The organism is Microcoleus sp. PH2017_28_MFU_U_A (assembly GCF_020738035.1).
In the GTDB taxonomy this organism is placed as follows: Bacteria; Cyanobacteriota; Cyanobacteriia; order Cyanobacteriales; family Microcoleaceae; genus Microcoleus.
Window position 1 is genome coordinate 1 of sequence record NZ_JAEQCX010000051.1, and the last position, 17,622, is coordinate 17,622.

The 17,622-nt window shown below is 43.8% G+C and carries 12 protein-coding genes; 3 read left to right on the forward strand and 9 right to left on the reverse strand.

Features of this window, described 5'->3' with window-relative positions; genetic code table 11:
• Positions 1 to 105: 105 nt before the first annotated feature.
• The gene (locus JGK14_RS12790; protein WP_293190291.1) at positions 106 to 3,774 is read left to right on the forward strand and encodes a PAS domain S-box protein; all 3,669 of its coding nucleotides are present in this window, start codon (positions 106 to 108) and stop codon (positions 3,772 to 3,774) included.
• A gap of 215 nt (positions 3,775 to 3,989) precedes the next feature.
• On the opposite strand, the gene JGK14_RS12795 is transcribed toward JGK14_RS12790, so the two are convergent.
• The 7 genes from JGK14_RS12795 to recQ form a co-directional block, all read right to left on the reverse strand.
• Entirely contained in the window at positions 3,990 to 5,381 is a 1,392-nt protein-coding gene (locus JGK14_RS12795; protein WP_293229463.1) for a hypothetical protein, read from the reverse strand.
• 172 nt (positions 5,382 to 5,553) lie between these two features.
• A complete protein-coding gene (locus JGK14_RS12800; protein WP_293182447.1) occupies positions 5,554 to 6,657 on the reverse strand; it encodes a site-2 protease family protein in 1,104 nt (367 codons plus the stop codon).
• 344 nt (positions 6,658 to 7,001) lie between these two features.
• Positions 7,002 to 8,642, reverse strand: a complete 1,641-nt coding sequence (locus tag JGK14_RS12805) for an AAA family ATPase (protein ID WP_325315144.1) — start codon at positions 8,640 to 8,642, stop codon at positions 7,002 to 7,004.
• Positions 8,643 to 8,903: 261 nt separating this feature from the next.
• On the reverse strand, positions 8,904 to 9,143 hold the full coding sequence (locus JGK14_RS12810) for a DUF2470 domain-containing protein (RefSeq protein ID WP_325315145.1): 240 nt from the start codon (positions 9,141 to 9,143) through the stop codon (positions 8,904 to 8,906).
• Between the two features lie 349 nt (positions 9,144 to 9,492).
• Positions 9,493 to 10,206, reverse strand: coding sequence for a hypothetical protein (locus JGK14_RS12815; RefSeq protein WP_325315146.1), 714 nt, complete (start codon positions 10,204 to 10,206; stop codon positions 9,493 to 9,495).
• Positions 10,203 to 11,336 (reverse strand): AAA family ATPase, encoded by a 1,134-nt coding sequence (locus JGK14_RS12820; protein WP_293182453.1) that lies wholly within the window; start codon positions 11,334 to 11,336, stop codon positions 10,203 to 10,205. The genes JGK14_RS12815 and JGK14_RS12820 overlap by 4 nt, the downstream gene beginning before the upstream one ends.
• Positions 11,337 to 11,396: 60 nt before the next feature.
• Positions 11,397 to 13,592, reverse strand: a complete 2,196-nt coding sequence (recQ, locus tag JGK14_RS12825; RefSeq protein WP_325315147.1) for a DNA helicase RecQ — start codon at positions 13,590 to 13,592, stop codon at positions 11,397 to 11,399.
• A 97-nt stretch (positions 13,593 to 13,689) separates the two neighbouring features.
• Here recQ and JGK14_RS12830 point away from each other — a divergent pair, with 97 nt between their 5' ends.
• A complete protein-coding gene (locus JGK14_RS12830; RefSeq protein WP_293182457.1) occupies positions 13,690 to 13,974 on the forward strand; it encodes a DUF427 domain-containing protein in 285 nt (94 codons plus the stop codon).
• 288 nt (positions 13,975 to 14,262) lie between these two features.
• Here JGK14_RS12830 and JGK14_RS12835 read toward each other — a convergent pair whose 3' ends face one another.
• Positions 14,263 to 14,928: an L-threonylcarbamoyladenylate synthase gene (locus JGK14_RS12835; RefSeq protein WP_293182459.1), complete on the reverse strand. Its 666-nt coding sequence runs from the start codon at positions 14,926 to 14,928 to the stop codon at positions 14,263 to 14,265.
• Between the two features lie 75 nt (positions 14,929 to 15,003).
• Between JGK14_RS12835 and larC the strand changes: the two genes are divergently transcribed.
• A complete protein-coding gene (larC, locus tag JGK14_RS12840) occupies positions 15,004 to 16,488 on the forward strand; it encodes a nickel pincer cofactor biosynthesis protein LarC (protein ID WP_293313285.1) in 1,485 nt (494 codons plus the stop codon).
• A 221-nt stretch (positions 16,489 to 16,709) separates the two neighbouring features.
• On the opposite strand, the gene JGK14_RS12845 is transcribed toward larC, so the two are convergent.
• Positions 16,710 to 17,558 (reverse strand): energy-coupling factor ABC transporter ATP-binding protein, encoded by an 849-nt coding sequence (locus tag JGK14_RS12845; protein WP_293190295.1) that lies wholly within the window; start codon positions 17,556 to 17,558, stop codon positions 16,710 to 16,712.
• Positions 17,559 to 17,622: the final 64 nt, after the last annotated feature.

Sequence of the window (17,622 nt, forward strand, 5' to 3'; positions counted from 1 at the left end):
CCGTTGGTGCCGCACCCTTAGAAGTATTGAAAGAGTATATTAGAAATCAAGAAAAGCCGTCCTAAAAGGACGGGGCTTGTATCCCATTTTCTTGGTCACCAGCCTATGCCGTTGTCCCGATTCGCCTTTCAAACTGTCCGACAACCCACAAAAATACCTCTGCGCTGCGTTCTAGTCGGCTCTTTTGTGGTGCAAATCGTCGCAGCAGTCGGGATGGTCGGATATTTTTCCTTTCGCAACGGACAAAGAGCAGTCGAAGAGCTCGCCCAGAAATTGATCGGGGAGACGGGGAAAAGAGTTGAAGAAAAGCTGAGTGGTGTTCTCGAAAATACTCACTGGGTAAATCAACTCAACGCTGAAGCGATCGATCGCAAGGAATTAAACTTACAGTTAGAAAGCCGCCAGCCTCGGGCAGAAAAGTTCCTTTGGCAGCAAATGCAATCGTTTAAAAGCATTCAGTGGATGTCCCTCGGTTCTGAAAAATCAGGAGAATGTCTCGCCATTTGGCGCAACCCTAAGGACAAGAGCTTGCAAATTGTCGTCGCTAACAAATCTACCAACTCTCAGAACATTTACTACGCTACAGACAACAGAGGAACTCGCACGGTTCAATTAAAAGTAGAAGCAGGAACCTACGATGCTCGCCAGCGCCCTTGGTACAAAGAAGCTGTCGCAGCTAACAAACCAATTTGGACGAGCATTTACCCCGGTTTTACTCCGGGGACTGTGTTTATTGCTGCGAGTCAACCGATTCGCGATCGCAATGGTAAATTGCTGGGAGTTAGTGCGGTAGACTTTTCGATCTTGGAAATTCAGCAATATCTCCATCGCCTCAGGTTTAGCAAAACGGGGGAAATTTTCGCGATCGAACGATCGGGCTTGCTGGTTGCCAGTTCGAGTCAAGAATCACCCTTTAGAAAGTTGTCGGGAAAGCACCAGCCGGAGCGGCTGAATGTTTTAGACAGCCAAACTCCTGTTATTCGTACCGCAGCTAAGCATTTGTACGAATACTTCGGGGGCTTTGGCGAGATTAAGCAGCAGCATCAACTGAAATTTAACCGAGACGGGCAGGATTATTTTGTGGCAGTGGTGCCTTTTTCTGATAGTTACGGTTTGAACTGGCTGATTGCGATCGCAGTTCCCGAATCCGATTTCATGGGGCAAGTTAACAGAAATACCCGCAATACGATTGTACTTTGTGTGGCCGCGCTACTGCTATCGACCATTGCCGGAGTTCTGACAGCTAGGTGGGTAACGCTGCCGCTGCTGCGTCTCAACGCAGCAGCTAAAGATATTGCCCAAGGAGAATTCGATCGCACTGTTGGTGTGAGCAGGCTGGATGAAGTCGGTAAATTAGCCCAGTCTTTTAATGAAATGGCCGCTCAATTGAAAAAATCTTTTGAAGCTTTGGCGTCTAGTGAAGAAAAATTTGCCAAGTTGTTAGAAAGCTTGCCCGTTGGAGTCACAGCCCTGACTCCCACAGGTAGCACTATTTTTATGAATTCGGTGGGAGAAGAGCTCACTGGCAAAAGGGCAATGCCAAGTACAACCGCAGCAGGGCTCTCAGAAACTTATCAGCTTTATGTAGCAGGCACCGATCGGCTGTACCCGATCGATAAGTCCCCGTTTGCACGGGCTGTGAGGGGTGCAACAATGATTGTTGAAGATATGGAAATTCGCCTCGGTGGGAAAATTATTCCTTTGCAAGTGCGATCGATGCCGGTGTTTGACGCTCTTGGCAATGTCCTGTATGTGATTATTGTTTTTCAAGATATCACCGATCGCAAACAAGCAGAAAAAATATTGGCTGACTACAACCGGACTCTGGAAATTGAAGTAGCTTCGCGCACAACCGAGTTAGCCGAAATCAATGCCCGCTTGGAAATCGAAATTGAGGAGCGCAAGCAAGCTACAAAAATTATCCGCAAAGAGCGCGACTTTAACTTCAAGATTATCGAAAATTCTCCGATATTTTTTGTGGCGATCGACTGTGAGGGTAAAATCCTGCGGGTGAATGACTGTATGCTGCAAGCTGTGGGCTATACTGCCGCAGAAGTTATCGGCAAAGATTATTTAGCTATATTTGTACCCGAGGGCGATCGAGCCGGATTGCACTCGATTTTTAAGGCCGTCAAAGCCAGCCCGCAAACGGTTAATGAGCACCGGATTGTCACCAAGTCGGATCGGGGTTTGTTAGTCGAGTGGCACGGTACGCCCGTTTTGGATGAAAATGGCAATTTTGACTTTCTTTTTGGATTTGGGATTGATATTGGCGATCGCAAACAAGCACAATTAGCCTTGCAAAAAAGCGAAGCTCTGTTTCACAAATTAGCGATCACGGTTCCCGGAGAACTTTACATATTCGTGCAACATCCCGACGGCTCAGTCAAGATGGAATATATCAGTCCTATGTGCCGAGAAATTCAAGAATTAGAGCCGGAGGAAGTCAAAAACAACTCTGCTTTACTCTACGAACAAATGCACCCGGACGATCGCCCCAGCCACTTCGAGGCAATTGTCAACAGCGCCACAAATCTTGAACCATTTTCCCACGAGTGGCGGATTGTGACAGCATCGGGAAAACTCAAATGGCTGCAAGGCTATTCTCGCCCAGAATTGCGCGAAAATGGAGATATCGTCTGGCACGGCATAATACTTGATATTAGCGATCGCAAACAAGCAGAACAAGAACTCAAACAAGCCAAAGAAGCCGCAGAAGCTGCCAACAAAGCTAAAAGCATCTTTCTTGCCAACATGAGCCACGAATTGCGAACACCCCTCAACGCCATTCTCGGCTTTGCTCAATTAATAGAACCCAGTGCTAATTTAACTTTGCAGGAACAAGAGAATATTAAAATTATTCGTCGCAGCGGAGAACACTTGCTTCAACTCATTAATCAAATATTAGACTTATCTAGAATTGAAGCTCGACGCATGACACTCAACCCAAAAAACTTTGACTTGTACCGTTTGCTGGGCGACGTGCAAAATATGTTTCAACTTCCCGCACAAAATAAAGAATTGCAATTAATTGTCAACCGCTCGCCCGATGTTCCTCAGTACGTACAAGCTGATGATGTTAAGTTGCGACAAGTGCTGATTAATTTGTTAGATAATGCCGTTAAATTCACCCAAAAAGGCTCAATTTCAGTAACAGTAAGACCCAGAATAGAAGTAGCTATATCTCCAGAACCAAATAATAATATCAATCTATCAGAAGCTCAAAAAAATAATGCTTTTATTTACTTTGAAATTGCCGATACAGGGTTAGGAATTATCCCCGAGGAATTAGACAGTATATTTGAATTATTCGTGCAAAGTTCATCTGGTCAAAAAGTTCAAAAAGGTACAGGTTTAGGATTAAGTATCAGCCGCGAGTTCATCAAATTAATGGGCGGTGACATTACCGCCCAGAGCGAAGTTGGACGCGGCACAGTCTTCAAATTTGATATTCAAGTTGTGACGGGAGTCGGCCCTGTTGAACTTATCAATAAATATGTTACAGTAAATAATGTATCGGAGAGTTCAACTATTGTTACCGAAAAAATATCTGATAGTGCTGCAATATTTACGTTGGACTCTAAGCCGCAAGTTTCCCCAGAATGGACGCGCAATCTCAAACAGGCAGTCCATCAGGCTGACTTCGATTTTATTGCCAAAACAATTGAGGAAATTCGCAGCGATAATCCTATTTTTGCCGAAGTTATGATGAATTATTTAGATAATTTTGATTATCAAAAGATACTGGATTTGATTGCAAAATTTGAGCTGTAGGGTACACCTAATGACTAATGACTAATACCAGTTCTCCCCGAAAAAATCAACATTTGCTCTCCTCTACTTTACCATGTATGAGCGTGTACCTTCATAGTGAATTGGTATAAGGTGCGTCGCTATCAGATTGCCGATTAAGTTTAGGGATTTTTCATGGCGACGCACCCTACGAATACATCGCTAATAATGTTCGCGAGCGGGGACAGCGCTAATGACTAATCTCGATTTTTGGGTGTTTGTTTGTGTTGAGAAAAAACTCGACAGTTATTGAGGTCGATAAACAAATGTTCCTCTTGATTGTTGTCTGACATATTCACTAGATTGTATTGAACATTGTCTCCATAAATAGTTAGAGCAATCTGGCAAACTTCTAAAAATTTAATTAGCCACTGACATTCAGCAGCGGAGTTATCTTGATAGTATTCAATTAATCGAGCAAAACAAAGTTCTAAGTAGGTTTGGGAATACGGTGAGATTAAAATTATCTTTAGCATCAAAATCGCTAGCGTTAAAGGATTTAGTTGAGTCACGAAAATTAGAAATAAGGCGGTTGGTTCCCCAGAATTTTCCACTGTCAAACATTTGATTAGATAATTGCAAGTTCTGAGCAACAGGCTACTGTTCAAACTTTCTTCGTCATTCTGGGGATGAAAATTATCTAAAATATTGATGAGTTGTTGGTGATAAATATCAGAACTATTTTTTTTTTCATTGTAATAACATAAATACTTAATCAGAGATTCCTTGAACTGCTTGTAGGTAATATTTTGACTGTGACTGATAAAAAGATTGGCTAAGCTGCGATAGTTCAACGAGCCTCGGTTGACCAAAATTATTTTGATTAAACGCAGGGCTTCCTCTCCTAAAAGTGTGGGATTATGATAATTTTTAAATTTGAATGTGGCTGACTGAGAGCGAGATGTATACATTGCTAGGTCAAACTTATACTTGTCTTTTAACTTCTGGGACAAGAGTTTGGCAGTTTGGCGTGCTTCGAGGGTGTTTTTAGTATCGAGATATTGAGTGGCTAGCAAATAAGGCTGATAGCGAGAAGTCCAGTGCTTTTCTACGGGCCGGTAGTCGCCGTACTTCAATACAAATAATTTGATGTTTTCATAGTCTTGGCTGCTGACAAAGTTTGTCAGCCACACTTTCAGTCTTTTGAGAATATTGTCTGCGTGAGGCTCGCTGAGGGTTCTCTCGCTAATAATTGTAATTAATTTCCGAGCAAGTTCGTATTGTTTGTTGGATATCCAGTTATTTAATAAGATGTAAGAGCAGCGTTTAAATAAGTTGTTAAATTCTTGTTGACTGTTAAATTCAATTATTATGTATAGGGATTGAATTAATTTAGGGTTAACTGGAGCAATTAGTTCTATAAAGATTTTTTTGAATTCCTGGAGACTAACTTCTGGTTCCGAGTTGTTGATGTGATATATGAAAAATTTGTAAACGATCTCTTGAGCTGCGAAAACTGTCAGCTCTGATTTTTGTAATTGAGCTGTTGGTTGAGACGATCGCGCCTCGGGCAATATATTGTTTGTTAGAGTAGGTAGAACTTTTGACTCTTGGGTTTCGGATTGAGAGGTAACGTTCTGAGATGGCATACCGTCCTCGCTCAGATGATCAATACACTATTATAGTTATTTATTGCTGCTTTGCAGCTAATAATTTAGTATTTTACTTGACTTTTGGGTAGCTACAGTTAAGCCCCCCGATCGCCCTTTTGGTAAGGCAAATCGAGGGGGTTAACTGTTATTTGTCAAGTATCTGAGGGTGTCAAGCAGGGTTTGCTTGAGCTCGTCTTTGCAGGAGGCGGGCAATCTCAGCTTTTTCTACAAGCCCGACTAGGACGCCGTTTTCGCCTGTGACGGGGAGTTCTTGGACTTTGAGTTGTTCGAGGAGGGTGACGACTTCGAGGAGGGACAATTCGGGTTTGACGGTGGTGGAAAATTCGATCGGCTTCACGAGCTCTTTAACTTGAACTTGGGGCCAGCTTCCGGTGGGGATGGTTTTCATGTCGTCAAGGTCGATCGCACCTACCAATTGTCCGGCATCATCGGTAACTAGGAACCGGCGCCAGGTGTGAGTGCTACCGATGACGTAGTTGTTGGCAAATTCTCTGAGGGATAAGTTTTCTGGGACGATCGGGCTTTCGGCAGTCAAAGCATCTGCGGCTGTGAGTCCTGCGAGTTCATTTTGGACTGTGGCATACTGTGCAGACTGACCGGCATTTTGCAGCAAGAACCAACCGATTACTAGATTCCAAATATTGCCGAAGATGCCTGTAGCAATGGCAATCCAGCCAATGATTTGACCGACGCGGCTGGCAAAAATTACGCCTTTGTAAGGGTTGCCGGTAATCTTCCAGACGATCGCTTTGAGGATGTTACCACCATCGAGGGGCAAGCCGGGAATTAAGTTAAATAAGGCTAAAGCTAGGTTGATGGAAGCTAAAAGTTGAACGATGGCTGCGGCTGGGCCTGTGAGGGCTGCACCGACGCCGATAACTGTTAACAAACCAGCCAAAAATAAGCTGACTAACGGGCCTGCAATGGCGACCCAAAATGCTTCGGCTGGGGTTTTCGATTCTCTTTCTAAATTAGCCAGTCCGCCAAACAGAAATAGCGAAATCGATTTCACGCCAATTCCCTGTTTGATAGCTACCCAACTGTGTCCTAATTCGTGGGCTAAGACGGAAGCAAATAACAGCAGGGCTGCGAGTAATCCTAGCAGCCACGGCGCTACGGGGCCTAATGTGGGAAACAGGGCTGCTAGTGCGCCGCCGTATTGCCAAGTTACTAAACCCAGGACTAAAAACCAAGAAGCGTTGACAAAAAAGGGAATTCCAAACAGGTTGCCGACGCGAAATGTACCGTTCATAATGGCTACCTCTGATATTATGGGTGAGAGTTTTTTGCTCTCTGTTTCCTTATCGTAACGAAATGTAACTGAGATGTTAATGGTTGAATTAGGGTGTTATCCGTCTGGGGAGGTTCGGTTTGCGGAATAATCACCGTCGAGTAAGGTTCGTAGGGTGCATCTCCATGCAAGCGAATATATCCGTAGGGGCGAAGCATGACGGCAGAAAATATGGGATTATAACTAATAATTTATATGCGGTCATGCTTCTTCAGGCTTCAAAAACCAGATGCACCCGGTTTGATCGTTCGGACTTCAGTCCTCTGAATTAAGGACTAAAGTCCTTACTACGAACCGAAATTCAGTTAATTATCGATCGCATCTTCACCCAGCGGCCGGCTGTAACGCTTCAATTCATCAATCAATCGAGTATCGTTAGAAGCTGTTCTCGCACCTGCTTCGGCAGCCCAGTGCTTCAAATCTTCAATTTGCGATCGCGCGATCGCAGCTAATGGTACTGTATCCTCGATCGACCTCAAAACATCCTCCGTCATCAAATCCCGGCGCTGCCCGTTCACAAAAGTGCCAAAAGCCCGGTACAATCCATCAATCACCACTTGCTCAATTTCCGCACCGCTAAAATTCTCAGAAGACTTCGCCAAAATTGCCAAATCAAAGTCGCGGAATCTAGTGGGGCGCAAACGCTGTAAATGCACCTTAAAAATATCTTGCCTTTCTGATTCCGAGGGTAAATTCAAAAAGAAAATCTCATCAAACCTGCCCTTTCTCAGCAACTCAGCGGGCAAAATCCGCACGTTATTTGCAGTTGCGACGATAAACACTGGGCTAGTTTTTTCCTGCATCCAAGTGATCAAACTGCCGAATACCCGGCGCGAAGTTCCCGAATCGCCGTCGCCGCCGCTGATGATGTTGCCGAAGGCTTTATCTATTTCATCGATCCATAAGACGCAAGGTGCGATCGCCTCTGCCAATTGTATCATTTGCCGAACCCGGCTTTCGCTTTCCCCGACAATGCCGCCGAACAATCTGCCAGTATCCAAGCGCAGCAGCGGCAAACGCCATTCACAAGCAATAGTTTTCGCCGATAAAGATTTGCCCGTTCCTTGAATTCCTACTAACAAAACGCCCTTAGGATTGGGTATACCGTAGCGGCGGGCTTCGTCAGTAAAAGCATCTTGCCGCATCTTTACCCACTGCTTCAAATTCTCCAATCCGCCGACACTTTTTAAGGATTCTCGGGAGTTGCAAAACTCCAAAATTCCGGTTTGGCGAATTGCTTGCTGTTTCTCTTCCAAAACTCCGTCAATATCTGACTCGTTAATTTGCTGTTTGGCGGCCAAAGCTTTAGCTAAAACCCGCCCGATGCGAGCGCGGCTCAAACCTTGACAAGCTTTAACTAATTGTTCCTTTACTAAGCCGCTAACTTGCAACTGTTCCGGCTTTTCCACAACGTGGGAAATTAAATGATTGATTTCTTGGATGTTGGGCAAAGGGAAATCAATTACTGTTACTTCTTCTTTCAATTCCTCCGGCAATTCTAGCGCGTGAGAAGTGAGGACGATCGTTTTTTTGCTGCGCTTCAATTCCCTGGTTAAATTACGTAATTCCCGGATTACAGGAGCACTTGTACTGCTGTAGGGATATTTCAAGATTGGGTGCAAATCTCGGAGTACAAATAGAGTATATTCTTCGACAGCGGTCTTGCCGATGCGATCGAGCGCTGCCATTACTGAACCTTTTCCAGAACCGTTATCTTCCCAGCCGCGCACGATATCCCAGAACAATACTCGGCGCGCGGGTGTTACTTGCAGCGCTACTTGGGCAATTACAGCTTCGACTGGTTCTTCTTCGGCGCCGACAATGTACAGCAGGGAGTACCGGGCGCGAATCATCAAATCCAGTCGCTTGATTAGGGCATCGAAAGGGTTATTTTTACTGCCATTTCGGGCATCTAATTCTTTAGAATTGGGGTATTTTTCTGTCATTTTATTTGATATCTTAGATGTAAATTTAACTTGATTAAATATTTTGTTTGGAGTAAGGACTTTAGTCCTTATTAATCATTTCACCAGACTCAAGGTTTGTAGTAATGACTTTAGTCCATATCAAGGATTTAAACGGACTAAAGTCCGTACTACGAACGAACTTTGAAATTATAACAGAATAGGGATAATTTGGCTACTTAGCAACTTTTCGGGCTTGTTTCACCATGTCAATGAGAGTGTGGTGAGCATCTTCGGCGTCTACTAAAGTGCGATGGCTACGCCCCGGCTTACGCCTACGAACTTTACTCTGACTGGCACTATTTCGTCATTGACTTGAGCGGTTAAATCCATACCGTTGGCATCAATAGCGAGCATTTGAGCTGATGTCGCCTCGGGTTGGCCACCGTAGGCTTGAGCGTACAAAACTACGGCGCTAGCGTGATCGTCGTTCATGTGAGTGCAGATGCGATCGCTAATTTCGGTGGAAAACTTTTCTGACATAGGGATTCCTCATATGCAATATTGCGATCGATTGTACTGTGAATCGGAGTTGACAAGATACTTCGCAATTTGCTAAGATTAAATTCAAATGATTTTAGCGAGTCAAATCGATGCGTAAATTTGTTTGTTATCCACGAACTGTATGCACGTTATCTCTCAATCCGCGGGATTATATGACTGTATGCGATTTAAGGGCGATCGGGTAAATAGCTAGTTTCACAAAAATTCGAGAGTTAACAACACATTTTATAAATTCTGTCAATATCCTGAAGATATATTGTTTGATAGTTAAGAGAGCGATCGGTGCGATCGACTAGATGTTCTGCGTAATTTCTGTAATTATTGCGATTTAATGCTGCAATTTAGATTTAACTCTATTACAAAAATCGACAAAATGACGAAAAGTAGTCAATTGTTCTGGCTTCTCTTCAATTCTTTTCAATAGCTGTTCCAAATAAAAGGGCTTGAGTGCATCTCCGGGTCTTGTTTTAGAATATGTGGTATGTTTAGCTACCAATAATGCTCTCAAATAAGCTCCGTGAAACTGAGCGTGAGTATGAAATTTGTGATATCTTCCCATCTTTTCAGGACACTCAATGGAAACATCGTAATACTTATTATAATCTAATAAATCTAATAAAAGTTGGCTTTGATGATCTCTTAAATGTTGAGGATGTCTTGAATAAATATTGCGATTGCCCAGAAGCCAACTTTCCAAGCAGCGATTTTGAACAATTAGCACAAGTTCTGTATTTTTTAATACTAGCTTTTCCTGATTTAAAAAATCATAAATTTCTGCGTACCTTTCCGCAACAGTATTTTCTTCCGCATCAAAGCACACTACAAAATAGTTGTATTTTCCACTTAAGTTAATTTCCTCAATCGAAGGAGGAATAAAATCATATAATGATGGATATCCTTCACCACTAATCAGGTAATAATTTTTTTCATTCACCTCATCGTAACTCTGAACTCGTGTTAATTCAGGCAACAGATGACTTAGCCAAGCTGGATAAATTTTTCTCTCCGATTGCATCCCTTCGACTAAAAAATATAAATTCATTCAACTTTAATTCCTTCGCTATATTCTTCGAGATTAATCAATTGTGTAAAAGCCTGATGCCTAGATTTTCCCAGGTTCAAATCTTTCGCATCAGTTACCGTTACTACACCTCCCTTGCGAGTTACTATTTTCCAGTATTCCATGCTGATATTGTTGATTATGTACGGGTGATGACTGGTGAGGATAAATTGAATATTTCGGTTTTCCGTGAGCAAATCGGTAACAACATCGATACAGTTAATCCCCAAGCTGTTTTCAAATTCATCGATCAGAATTACAGTTCCTTGTGGCGACAAGTACAGTTCGCTAATGAGAATTAGCGTTTTCAACATTCCCGACGAAATGTTATTTTGCAAAATCCAATCATTGATACTTTTCTCTTTGATCTGAATCGGAAAATTCGGAAATAATGGATTGTCATCATTTTCGACTGCTTCTATTTTAATATCTTCAATTTGAGGAAATATATCTATAAATTTGCGTTTGATTTCATGAAAAGTATCTGGGTGATGGCGAGCAATTAAAGCAATTTTGATTAAAATTGGTAAATTACTTGATTTGATATCATCTAGTGAGAAAATATTAGTTGAAAATATCGATATTACCCTGTGAGGCATACCAAAAACTTCATTAAAAGAAACACTAAGATTGTCACTATAAATGATTTTATTAAAACCTTGCTGAACAGGTAAAATATCTTCCTCTTGATTTAAGATTTGTACTGCGCTTTGAAAAGGTGATAATTTGGGCGTTGTGTTACCTTTAAACTTGATTTCAGTAGAGTTTCTTTCGATAATTGTATCTCCATTTCTAGATAAATGCTCGCGGACAATCCTAAAGTTACTGGCTTCGTCTGCCTGATTAGGAATTATGACAGGATTTTTTTTCGTTTCAAACTCGCCTTGCCATTGGTACTCCACATCATCATCTATTGTCGAAAATGTGATATCCCACGCTAAGCCATTTAATGAAGCACCATTTGCTATCTCTTTTAACCTCGAAATTCCTTTGAGTATTTGAGTTTTGCCAACGCCAGATACCCCAACTAGCAAGGCAAGATTGGAAAAATAGATTGGTTCAAAACGCCACTCTAATACACGATCGCAAAAAGCTACTTTCTTAATTCTCATTTTCCGCTCCTATCTATTAATCATCTGCGTCCATCAGCGTTAATCCGCCGACATCTGCGGTTAAAAGCTGACATAATTTTGCCGCCACCAAGCGCGGACAAACTTAATTTCCTCAAACGTATAACGTTCTTGCAAATACTCATAAATTACTCTCAATCTCTCATCTCCAACAACTTCAATTGCTTGTACAATTGCCTGTTGGCTTTCCGATTCTACTAACAAATTTATATCAACTTCCCGACCCATATCCATCAATTCTACCAGATGTCCCGCAATAGTAGTCGGACTCATGCCCCGCGCATTGGCTATGGCTTGAACCGTCAAACCTTGGCGGTATAATTCCCAGGTTTGCATCTGCGAATAAGATGGAGCATTAGCAAGAGTGGGAAGATTTGCGACATCAGCAGATGCTGTACCGATTGGCAATCCTTGTTCTTTGCAAAAAGTGTGAATAGCCTCTAAGAAAACTTTGCCGTACTTATCTCGCTTGTTGCTACCAACGCCGTAAACTTCCTCAAATTCGGTGAGATTTTGCGGGCGTTTTTCTGCCATGTCTCGCAAGCTTCTATCGGCAAAAACTACGTAAGGCGGTACAAATTGTTCGTCGGCAATTTGTTTGCGGAGACTTCGCAATATGGAAAATAAGCCTTCTACTTCTACTGCTAAAGAGCGAGTTCTTGCCTGTACTTCCCGCGGCGCTTCAATGGCGATTTCAACTGTGCGCTGGCGTTTCATGATTTCCCAACTTTTTTCGTTGAGTTTTAAAATGGGAAAGCCGTCTGTTTTTTCGTCTAAAAAACCTTGGTTGATCAGCGAACGACTTAACTTTTTCCACTCGTCTGCACTTCTATCTTTGCCAATGCCGTAAGTAGAAAGTTGGTTGTGCTGGTATTGCAATATTTTTTGACTTTTGGAACCCCGCAGTACGTCTATAATGTGATTCATCCCGAATTTTTCTTGACATCTGGCGATGCAGGAAAGAAATTTCATGGCTTCAAGCGTCCAGTCTTCTACTGGTTTTTTGTTGCAACAGTTGTCGCAGTTGCCGCAATCGCCGGGAAATGAATCGCCGAAATAACTTAATTGGACTGTGCGGCGGCAATCGCTGGATTCTGCGTAGTTGATTACTCGCCGTAGTTGTTGGCGGGCTATTCTTTGTTCTTGTTCGTCGGGTTTTTGTTCGATGATGTATTCGATGGTTTTGACATCGCCGAATCCGAAAAATAAGGTGCAGTGGGATGGTTCGTTGTCTCTGCCTGCGCGGCCTGATTCTTGATAGTATCCTTCTAGGTTTTTGGGTAAGTCGTGGTGAATTACAAATCGCACGTCGGGTTTGTTGATTCCCATCCCGAAGGCGACTGTTGCTACCATTACTTGTACGTCGTCGCGGATGAATCGGGTTTGGTTGGTCGATCGATCTACATCGCTCATTCCGGCATGGTATGGTAGGGCTTGGATGCCACTTTGCTGCAATTTGTAGGCAACTTCGTCAACTTTTTTGCGACTGAGGCAGTAGATGATTCCTGAACCGCCTTTTTTTTGGATGATTTGCAAGACTTCGGCAAAACTGTGCTTGGTTTTTTGGCGGACTTCGTAGTATAGGTTGGGGCGGTTGAAGCTGGCGACGTGGATGTAGGGATTTCGCAGGTTTAGCTGCTGGATGATGTCTTGGCGGACGCGCTCGGTGGCGGTGGCTGTTAGTCCCATAATGGGGATGTCTGGGTAGCGATCGCGCACTCGCTCCATTTGCCTGTATTCTGGTCGAAAGTCGTGTCCCCATTCCGAAACGCAGTGGGCTTCGTCGATCGCAAATGCCGAAATTCCTAACTTAGAAGCTACTATATCTAAAAACGGTAAAAATCTCTCGCCCAGCAAGCGTTCGGGCGCAACGTACAGTAGTTTAATTTTACCTTCGAGAATTGCTGTTTCGCGCGATCGGGTTTCCATCGCGCTCAAAGTGCTGTTGAGAAAAGTCGCCCCAATCCCATTATCCTGCAAAGCTTCCACCTGGTCTTGCATCAGGGCAATCAGCGGCGAAACCACCACCGTCAATCCCGGTTTCAACAAAGCCGGTAATTGAAAACACAAAGATTTGCCACCGCCAGTCGGCATGACAATCATCATATCGCGTTGTTGTAAAGCAGCTTCGACAATTTCCCGCTGGCCCGGGCGGAAAGAGTCATAGCCAAAGAAATGTTTGAGGGATTGTTCGAGGGATGAGGGCGCGAGAGATGTTGGCGGATTCGACCCTGACATTTGCAGTAATTGGTTGTTGACTTCAACCTTATTCTAGGTCTTTTGAGCACAAATACAGTTACAATATTTGAGAATCTCAATTTAAGCAGATAAACCGATGCCGAAAGCAATTTGGAATGGTGCCGTTTTGGCCGAGAGCGATAAGTGCGAAATGGTAGATAATAACTATTATTTCCCGGCGGATGCCATCAACCGCGAGTATTTCAAGGATAGCAGCACTCACACTACTTGCGGTTGGAAAGGTGTTGCCAGTTACTATAGTGTTGAAGTCGGCGGACAGGTTAATAAGGATGCTGCTTGGTACTATCCTACTCCGAAAGATGCTGCTAAAAATATTGCAGGATATGTTGCTTTTTGGAAAGGAGTTAAGGTGGAGGCTTAGGTCTTTTTCGCAGGTTTCTTAGCCACGATTTAGACAAGTCAAGATAGAGGACACAACGTTGTTGTGTCCCTACGGGTTATTTGAATTAAATTTGATATAATACCGGGCGGTTGAAACCGCGTCTATACAAACCAAACCCACCTCCGTGGGTTGAAGAATGATATAATACCGGGCGGTTGAAACCGCGTCTATACAAACCAAACCCACCTCCGTGGGTTGAAGAATGGACGGAGATTAATTCAAGATAATTTGCGAGTTTTGCAATTCAAGTCTAATTCCTCTTAATTTTTAATCTTGTTCCCAAGCGGCGGCCGCTTCCCATCCCAAACCGCGACGAACGACAATTGGTTTGTTTTCAGTTAAATCGAGAATGGTAGAAACTTGATATCCTGGATCGGAATCATCATCGACAATGATATCTACTAACTTTAAAAAACAGTCAAATAGTTCAGCTTTGCCAAAGCTTTCTGCTTTTGCAGCAGGTACTGGTGCAGCACCTTCATCATCAGTGGTAATGTGAGCAGATGTGGAAATAATCGGATTTCCCAAAGATTCTAGAAGTGTAAAACAAAGCGGGTGGTTGGGAACGCGAATTCCCGTGGTTTTGCGTTTTGGGTTCATTACCAATTTGGGCACTAATTTGGTAGCTGGTAGCAGAAATGTGTAGGGCCCGGGGATTAACCGCTTGATGATTCTGTATGCTTCATCGGTGACGGCAGCATACTCGGTGATATTTGACAATGAGGAACACATAAATGTTAAAGGCTTATCATTGGATAGTTGCTTGATCCGCCTGACTCGTTCTACGGCAGATTTGGAGTTGAGATCGCAGCCGATCGCGTAAACTGTATCTGTGGGATAAAGCATCACGGCCCCATCTTTGAGAGCTTTTGTAATCTTCTCGATTCGGTCTTTCTGGGGTGCAACTGGATGGAGTCCGTAAATAATTGCCATGTTAATATATTCCAGGCTAAGTGGGCGATCGACAAATGTGCTAAAACAATCAATGTTGAAAATTAATTGTTAATAATGAATAAAATAGCTTATTTTGACTGCCCAACCGGCATTGCTGGCGATATGTGCCTCGGAGCTCTTGTACACGCGGGCGTTCCCTTAGAGTACCTAATCGAAAAACTCCATTTACTAGGCATTTCGACTGAGTACCAATTGCGGGCCGAATTAGTTCACCGGAATACTCAACAAGCAACTAAATTTTATGTCGATTTAGCTGCGGATTTGCCTTTAAAATCAAACAATCTGGCTGCTGACTCCGCCCTCGATCCCTCGGAAACTGAATCGCCGACTTTCGATGCGCGCCACCACCATCACGGGGAAGAACATTCTCACACTCACGGCGAAGCAGATGCGGAAATTAGCCACACTCATCACCGCCACTTACCAGAAATTGAGCAAATTATCGTCGCTGCAAAATTGCCTCCGCGGGTGGAAGCTTGGAGTTTGGCCGTATTTGGCAAGTTAGCAGATGCAGAGGCTGCCGTACACGGTATTCCCCCCAGTGAGGTTCACTTCCACGAGGTGGGGGCTACGGATGCACTTGTTGATATTGTCGGTACTTGTTTGGGTTTGGATTGGTTGGATATTGATGAGTTTTACTTTTCGCCGATGCCGACTGGTGGGGGTACGGTGAAGGCGGCCCACGGTAGGTTAGCTGTACCTACGCCTGCTGTGATGCGGTTGTGGGAAACGCACCGAGTACCGGTTTATAGTAATGGAATCGATCGCGAATTGTGCACTCCTACAGGAACTGCGATCGCCTGTACTCTCGCCTCTGCTTTTGGCCCGCCGCCACCGATGCAAGTTCAGCTAATTGGTTTGGGTGCAGGTTCGCGAAATCTGGCAATTCCTAATATTTTGCGCCTCTGGATTGGTAGGAAGGAAGAAGGAAGAAGGGAGAAGGAAGAAGGAAGAGGGAAGAAGGAAGAAGGAAGAGGGAAGAAGGAAGAAGGAAGAGGGAAGAAGGAAGAAGGAAGAGGGAAGAAGGAAGAAGGAAGAGGGAAGAAGGAAGTATTTAACCAATTTCCAATGCCCAATGCCCCATCCCCAATGCCCCATTCCCAAGAAACAGTCTGTGTTTTGGAAACGCAAATTGATGATTTAAACCCGCAGGCGATCGGCTATGTTTTTGATGCTTTGTTTCTCGCCGGAGCTCTGGATGTTTTTACTACACCAATTGTGATGAAAAAGTCGCGGCTGGGGGTTTTGTTAAGTGTGATTTGTCATCCCGAATTTCAGGATGCTTGCGAAGCTGTGATGTTTCGAGAGACTACTACTCTGGGAATTAGGCGATCGACTCAACAGAGAACTATTTTGGATAGAGAAATCCAGAAAGTTCAAACAGAATACGGCGAAGTGCAAATAAAAGTTGCTAAGTCGGGAGAAACGATTGTTAACGTACAGCCGGAATACGAAGATTGTGCGGAAATTGCCAGACTTAAAAATGTTAGTTGGCGCGAAGTTCATCGGTTGGCGCTGCAACTTTGGTACGATCGTTAAACAGTTGACAGTTGACAGTTGACAGTTGACAGTGGGTGCAGCGACCTGTGCAAGGCAAATATATCCGTAGGGGCGAAGCATGACCGCAGTCAATATGGGATTATAACTAATAACTTATATACGGTCATGCTTCTTCAGGCTTCAAAAACCAGATGCACCCTTGGCAGTTGATTTGAGTAGGTACACAATGGACACCTTACATAAAGGTTTTTTACAGGTTTTTACAGCAGTCTGCGGGTTTGTAAAATTTGTTGTTGCAATTCCTCGAAAGCGGGCAGTTTTGAGTTAGGATTTTTGTCAATGAGATCCTTTATTTGGTCGATTAGCTCGATCGCCAGCGGTACGCCAAGTTGCAATTGTTCCAAGACATCCCGCTGGGCAAAAACGGCTTCGGGTGTGCCTTCTAGAATCAGTTTTCCGCAATCCATCACAAACACCCAATCGGCCCAGCGATAGATGAAATCGAGGTCGTGACTTGCTAAAAGTATGGTGGTTCCGGCTGCGTGAATTTGTTGCAGCAAACCGATCAGTTGTTTGGTGTGGCGCGGATCGAGATAGGCGGTAGGTTCGTCTAGCAGCAGCAGTTTGGGTTTGAGTACCATGATATCGGCGATGGAAACGCGCTTTTTTTGTCCTAAACTAAGGTTGTGGATTGGTTCGCGGGCGAGTTCGCTTAAGTTGAATTGCTCGATCGCCTTTTTTACCTGTTGAGCAATTTCGGATTCTGGCAATCCTAGATTGTACAATCCGTAGGAGATATCCTCTTCGACTGTGGAAGCAACTAACTGATGTTCGGGATTTTGAAAGACGAGTCCGATTTGTTGGCGCAGTTTCATGAGAGATTTGCGATCGTAACGAAACGGTTCGCCTTCCCAGCGAATGATTCCCTGTTGCGGTTGGTACAAGCCATTTGCTAGCAGAAACAAGGTGGTTTTGCCGCAGCCGTTTTGACCGATGAGCCCGCAGCGCTTCCCGGCGGGGATTTTGAGGCTTAAATCGTGAATTGCTACTCGCGAAGTGCACGGATATGAGTAAAAAGTGCGATCGAATTCTAGAATTGATTGAGACATATATTGGTAATTGGTAATTGGTAATTGGTAATTGGTAATTGGTAATTGGTAATTGGGATTTGTG